We start from the raw sequence: 6,512 nt of genomic DNA on the forward strand, positions 1-6,512 counted from the left end.
AAAAGTATGCAATTTTATTGCAATATGGCGTCGAAAAAGGAGGCTTCGAAGGTGGATTCTATTGACAAGAAACTTCTCAACCTGTTGCAGCGCGACGCATCAAGGACAAATGTAGATATGGCGAACCAGGTGGGTCTGTCCCCGTCCAGCTGCCTCCGCCGTCTTCAGCGGCTCCACAAATCTGGGGTGATCGACCGCATCGTTGCAATTCTGAATCCTGCCAAGGCGGGGCGTATGATCAAGGCAATGGTCACTGTTGAACTCAAGCTTCATGGTGAGCAGCATATGCGTCGCTTCCTTAGCGTCGCGTCGGCCGAAGAGGCCGTCTCGCATGCTTATGCTGTGACAGGAGAAAATGATGTCGTTTTAATGCTTCGGCTGCGTGATATGGAAGAATTTGACGCCCTGTGTGACAGATTATTCAGCGATCAAACCAACGTCGCGCGTTACATCACCATGATGGTAATCCGGAGCGCAAAAGAAGAGACCGCTGTTTTGATGTGAGAGCAGATGGGTGGCTCATCAAACAAGAATCCGGAGCTGGCAACGGACCCTTACACTGAATCTCTTATTCCACGAAGCAACACAGCTCTAACCGACAAGCGAAGAAAACCTATCTTTCTCTTTGCAAATCCCTCACTCTCCGTAGTTTTGGAAACCAATACCACCACAGGGTTGACACTCCGATCGTCGCTGCGCCGCCTATGATCACGGCCGGCACGGTCCCGAAAGCCCAAGCGGAAATACCGGCGCGGAACTCGCCAAGTTCGTTCGAAGCGCCGAGAAACATCATGTTCACGGCATTGACACGACCACGAACCGCGTCGGGCGTCCAGAGCTGGATCAGCGTCTGGCGTACATAGACACTCACCATGTCGAACCCGCCCATCAGACCGAGCGCAACTACTGATAGCCACACCTCCGTCGAGGCCCCGAAAACGGCGATGAAGAACCCCACTAAAGCAACGCAGGCGAACATGATCACCCCAGCATGATCTTTCACCGGGTGGCGCAATAGGAACGCCGCCACCAGGATTGACCCGATGCCGGGGGCAGCGCGCAGAAGCCCGAGCCCCCACGGGCCGACGACGAGGATGTCACGCGCATAGACGGGGAGCAATGCCGTGGCGCCACCGAGTAGCATGGCGAATAGATCCAGGGAGATGGCGCCAAGCACAATCTTTTCCTTCCAGATATAGTGGAAGCCAGCAACCACAGATCGCATTGATGGTCTTTCTATAGCAACGCCCACATGTCTCGGCACGCAGACGGCCATGACCGCTGCGACGGCAAGCAACACGAAAGCGGTGATGTAGGCCACCTGCGCGGAGACGCCGTAGAGCAGACCGCCCACCACCGGCCCGAACACAGTCGCGATCTGCCAAGAGGATGTGCCCCAAGCGATGGCGCTCGGTAATTCATCTTCCGGCACGAGGCTAGGCATTAGCGATTGCTGCGCAGGGCCGAAGAAGGCTCGCAGCGTCCCAAGCGCGAGGAGGGTACAAAAGATTGGCACCACGCTTTGCTGCTCCGCCACGGTGAATATGAGCAACGCCAGCGCGCAGAATCCCTCCCCGACAACGCAACCCGTCATGATCATCACCCGGTTAAAGCGATCGGCGGCGGCGCCGGTCACAAGGACGAGCAGGAAGGCAGGAAGGAATAGCGTGAGCCCCACCATGCCGAGATCGAAAGGGTCGCGGGTGATGTCATAGACCTGCCACCCCACGGAGACACCCATGATCTGAGCGGAGAAACTGCCGAGAAAACGGGCAGTCCAATAATGCCGAAAGCCGGCGTGGCGAAAAACGCTCGTGCGCGGCGGAATGCGTTCAGACACAATAGGAAACCCTGACAAGTCGACTTTCTAAGCGGATAAATGGCGTACGAGTGAATTGCTAGCGTCCCACCCTGGCGGTTCTCCATAAAACCGCACCAAGCATTCGCCATGAGTGTTCGCTCACTCACTGCGAGATAGAGTAGATCAACCCATGCTTGCCGCCAGTTTAGTCATTTGACGGCAGCGATCGCCTCTGCGAGCGTCTCGGCAGCGGCCTCAGGTCGTATCTCGCTACGGAAGACCCTCGCCACGACATCGAAATACGCCTGTTGAATACCGGTTGGCTGGATATATCCATGCGACATCGCACCGATAAGCGTGCCGTTGCTATTCGCAGCCCTGACATCAGCCAAGGCTTTCTTGCCAAAAGCATCAAAGGTCGCATCGGGCACATCCATTCTCACAGGCGCGGCGCCCTTCGCATCATTGAACGATGCCTGAAAAGCGCGATCCATAATTGACTTGGCGAGCTTAGTCTGTGCTGACTGACGATCTGGCTCCACATCGAACATCGCGATAATATCGGCGTTGAAAAGCACATCGTCTTCGGTGCCGGGAAAGCGCACGCACAGATAATCGACGTCAGCCTTCTTTTTCGCTGAGCGATACTCGGCCTTGGCCCAATCTCCTGAGATTTCAAGCAGCGCCCCACCTGTGATCACCATATCTGTCGCGTCATTCCAATTCAGCCGGGAATAGCCAGGATCCGCATAACTCGAGAGCCTGCTGAGATTTTGGAAGGCTCTAATCATGTCGGACGATTTCAAAGCAGCGTCATCCAGATCGACGAATGCCCGTTTGTAAAAATCCAGGCCATTGGTGGCCACGACAACGGAGTCGAATAAGGTGGCCATCAGCCACGGCTGCCCACCAATGGCCAACGGGACGAGGCCAGCGGCCTTCGCTTGTTCAAGGGCAACGAATAGCGCATCCATACTGGCGGGTGGCGCATCCAACCCGATTTTCTCAGCGGCGGCGGTGTTGATCCACAACCAGTTGATCGAATGCAACGCGACCGGCACTCCGATCCACTTGCCATTGTATTTGCAGAATTTTTGCAATGCTGCCGGAACAGCGCTATTCCAATCTTCCGCTGCCGCCAAAGTGGAAAGGTCGGCGAGAACGCCTTGCTGGGCCCAGTTCCAGGTATCGTAGCCGGACATCACCGCGGCGGTGGGAATGTCACCCCCAATGATCATGGCTTTCAGATCCGCCTTGAGTTTGTCGCCGCCAGCGATTGGAGTATCGTTAAAAACTAAATCCTCCTTGGCAAGATTTTGCTTGAGCACGTCGAGCGCTGCAGCTTCGCCACCCGACACCCACCAATGGACCAGGCGGACCTCATCAGCCATCCGCGGCCGCGCCTGGGGGTGACTTCTCACGAGCAACGCCTCTTCCTCGAGCATTCTTTTCTCCTCGAATAGATGATCAAATCTCTGGCGGCGACAGACAATTACCCGCGCTCGCCAGAGCGTTGTTGTCAAAGATATTTCTTGAACAAAAACATTACGCCAAAGCTTGTCCTGGCGGCTGGTGTCTATAAGATTCGACACTTTCTGAAGCCCGCAAAGCCTTCTGTAGCACTTCCACGTTTGCCATAAGCAGTTCTTTCAGCTCTGATCGGTTCAGGGCGAAGGCGCTGTTTTGCGCCAAAATTTCTAGAGCAGTGCTAAACTCTCTCTTGCGGATCATCCCCAGAAACAAAAGTGTCAGTTTGCGAAGCGTCAGATCATACTGAACATCAATACCAGACGCGGATATGAAATCTTTATTGTTGCTATAAATTCGCTTCAGACAGGCAGTGACGATATCAGGAGCAAGCCTTGGAGCACCGCTAAAGTAATATGCAAGAGCGACCTCGTTCTTCAAACCAAAGATTTTTGTTCCGATACCGAGCAACTTTATACCCATATCTAGGTCTTCATACCACGGGAGTTCGGGATCAAAACCACCCGCCTCAATAAAATGTGAAGCCCGAGAAAATGTGGACTGCAGATAAAATGGAAACGACATATATTTATCCGAGCAGATAAAATTCACGTCGTAAATTTGAGGAGGATGCAGTTCGCCGTAGTATCCCTGGCTCAGAACCTGTGAAAGATAATGGTGATCGTTATCGATTTCCCCCTTCGGCCTGCATCGCTCTAAGGATGAAACGAGTGCAATCTTGTCGTGGCCGCACTGATGATACATTTTTTCATAAAAGGAAACTTGCTTGGCTAGTTTGGTCGGGTGCCAAAGATCGTCGGCATCCTGCCATGCTAAAATAGCATTCTGAGCGAGGTCCAGAAGTGCATTTCTAGCCTGAGGACGACCTTGGTTTACTTCGTTACGATGAAGAAGAACCCGAGAATCCCGTTTTTCAAAAGATCTTACAATATCCGGTGACGCGTCGGTGGAGCCGTCATCATAGACAACAACTCGAAATTCTTTATGTGTTTGATCGAGTACGTTTTCGAGCGTTTGACCAATTGTCGTTTGGGAATTGTAACAAGGCATGGCGACGACGATATTATCCAGCGACGGAACAGAAATACTGGTCATGGTACCCTCCACAGATTTGTAAGATTGTAAGTTTGCAGGCTGCGCCTCAATAGAATGAATCATCAAGGTTCAGTTTCAGGCTCAGCTCGATTTGGTGTCAGCAGCAGATGTCTTGCCCGCCATCAAACTGATGGCGGCCAGCAGGAAGGCGACCGCGACATAGATCGACGCAATGCCAACTTTCCCAGCGGCGAAACCAATGATCGAGGGTGCGAGCAACAAACCTACATGACCGATGGTGGTGACCACACTCATACTGACGCCGGAATTCAAACCGGGCTGATTGCCGGCGGTCGAAAAGAGAATCGGCACCAAGTTTGCCGCACCGATTCCGCAAACGGCAAACGCCGCGATCGCCAACCATGGCCAGGGGGACAGACCAGCAACCAGCATGCTGAGGGCTGCGACGATGCAAGAGCAGCGGAATGTGGCAACAGCCCCAAAGCGATTGCGGATGCCGTCGCCGCAAAACCGCGTCAACGCCATCACGCCGGAAAAGCCGGCAAACGCGAAACCCACCATTGCGGTATCGGCGAACAACTCCTTTTGGAGGTACAAGGCTGACCAATTGAGCACGGAGCCCTCCGCGCACATGCACAGGAGCGCCATTGCACCAATCACATAAATGCCGACCTGACGAGGCCAAGTGAAGTGCTTCGGCCCTTCCTCTCGTGGTGGAGGCGCGCCGTCTCCAATGTGCGCATAGCAAAGTGCCACCGCGACAGCCGCGAGAGTGGCAACCAGAATGGCATGCTCGAGCGGACCAAAGGTTTGGATGGCGATACCGCCGAGACTGCCGCCGGCAAAGCCACCAAGGCTCCAAAAGCCATGGGAGGTCGACATAAGTGCGCGCCCCGATTGCCTTTCGACCGCCACAACGTTGGCATTCATGGCAACGTCCATGCCGCCAATGGCACTACCGAAGAGAACCAGCACGGCAGCACCGACCCATACATTCGAGGTCTGCGCCGCCAACGGCAGCATAAAAATAACTGGCAGGACAAATAGCCGCAATGTTTTCCCAGAACCCATTCGGGCGATCAGTTGGCCGGCAAGCGTCATGGTCCAGAGCGCTGCCAAGCCATACCCAAAAATGAGGACGCCGAGCGTGAACTCGTCAATGCCTAACCTGACAACGAAACTGGGAACCTGCGGCGCCCAACTGCCGACAACAAAGCCATTGACGCAAAACATAGTTGCCGCAGCCCAGCGACCGAAATGAATTGCTGGCTGAGTTTCAGATAATGTCATGTCGGGAAACTCCATTCTTTGCTTCCATCAGGAAGACATTGCGATTTTGGAAGCGCAGAAAAAATCCTCGATACAAGATATTACTCTCTTGTCTCGCAGTAATTGTATTTATACCGACAACTGATTTAGCTTCTACAAGGCGCGAATCTATCTCTATGCTCGATCAAACCCTAGGAAATATTTAGAATAAAATCGGTGAAATGTAATTTCTAATTACACTTTCTTGTTTTCTAGAAACGCAAATTCGACAAGCGATATTTTTCAGTTACGGTCATTTTGAGCTGTTTGGCAGGCAAAAAAGATTTAGCACGCAAGAGAGAACCCTGATCAAGATGGTCGATCCTCCTCCTCAACCGCCGCTTTCGCCGGTTCTTTTGAGTATACCCATGAGACAGATCGCCATGAGACGGTTTTCGCGTCTCATTTGAGTTGATTTTCGCATTACGAGACGATAAGCCTTGCGGGTCTAAACTCTAATGAGACATTTCCATGGCGATATACGGTTATGCCCGAGTCAGCACCACGGATCAGGATTTACAGATTCAGGAAGCGGCCCTTCACGCGGCCGGGTGCCAGATCGTTCGCTCGGAAAAGAAATCTGGCACCTCCAAAGAGGGCAGGACGGAGTTGGCCACGCTGATGGATTTCCTGCAGAGCGGCGATACGCTGATGGTGACGCGCATCGATCGACTGGCCCGCTCGATCGGCGACCTTCAGGACATCGTCAGGGAGCTGAAGTCGAAAGCCGTCACGCTAAAGGCGACGGAGCAGCCAATCGACACCAGCTCGGCCGCCGGCAAGGCTTTCCTCGACATGCTCGGCGTATTCGCGGAGTTCGAGACAAACCTGCGCAAGGAACGGCAGATGGAGGGCATCA

The 6,512-nt window shown here is 53.5% G+C and carries 6 protein-coding genes; 2 read left to right on the forward strand and 4 right to left on the reverse strand.

Annotated features, from left to right (window positions below; genetic code table 11):
• The first annotated feature begins 51 nt into the window (after positions 1-51).
• Entirely contained in the window at positions 52-504 is a 453-nt protein-coding gene (locus C5L13_RS27815; RefSeq protein ID WP_105386519.1) for an Lrp/AsnC family transcriptional regulator, read from the forward strand.
• 109 nt (positions 505-613) lie between these two features.
• On the opposite strand, the gene C5L13_RS27820 is transcribed toward C5L13_RS27815, so the two are convergent.
• The 4 genes from C5L13_RS27820 to C5L13_RS27835 all read right to left on the reverse strand — a co-directional run bounded on the left by C5L13_RS27820 (position 614) and on the right by C5L13_RS27835 (position 5,650).
• Positions 614-1,843, reverse strand: coding sequence for an MFS transporter (locus tag C5L13_RS27820; protein ID WP_105386520.1), 1,230 nt, complete (start codon positions 1,841-1,843; stop codon positions 614-616).
• A gap of 167 nt (positions 1,844-2,010) precedes the next feature.
• On the reverse strand, positions 2,011-3,246 hold the full coding sequence (locus C5L13_RS27825) for an ABC transporter substrate-binding protein (protein ID WP_245571516.1): 1,236 nt from the start codon (positions 3,244-3,246) through the stop codon (positions 2,011-2,013).
• A gap of 100 nt (positions 3,247-3,346) precedes the next feature.
• Positions 3,347-4,384, reverse strand: a complete 1,038-nt coding sequence (locus C5L13_RS27830) for a glycosyltransferase family 2 protein (RefSeq protein WP_158693551.1) — start codon at positions 4,382-4,384, stop codon at positions 3,347-3,349.
• Between the two features lie 81 nt (positions 4,385-4,465).
• A complete protein-coding gene (locus C5L13_RS27835; protein ID WP_245571518.1) occupies positions 4,466-5,650 on the reverse strand; it encodes an MFS transporter in 1,185 nt (394 codons plus the stop codon).
• Between the two features lie 474 nt (positions 5,651-6,124).
• On the opposite strand from C5L13_RS27835, the gene C5L13_RS27840 reads away from it, so the two are divergent.
• On the forward strand, positions 6,125-6,512 hold a 388-nt coding region (locus C5L13_RS27840), incomplete at its 3' end, for a recombinase family protein (RefSeq protein WP_105386513.1).

This window comes from Neorhizobium alkalisoli (assembly GCF_002968635.1).
Lineage (GTDB): Bacteria > Pseudomonadota > Alphaproteobacteria > Rhizobiales > Rhizobiaceae > Neorhizobium > Neorhizobium alkalisoli.

Excerpts from the sequence above, each read along its gene's own strand:
- C5L13_RS27825 (WP_245571516.1), bottom strand. The coding sequence starts at position 3,246 with ATGCTCGAGGAAGAGGCGTTGCTCGTGAGAAGTCACCCCCAGGCGCGG.
- C5L13_RS27830 (WP_158693551.1), bottom strand. The coding sequence starts at position 4,384 with ATGACCAGTATTTCTGTTCCGTCGCTGGATAATATCGTCGTCGCCATG.
- C5L13_RS27835 (WP_245571518.1), bottom strand. The coding sequence starts at position 5,650 with ATGGAGTTTCCCGACATGACATTATCTGAAACTCAGCCAGCAATTCAT.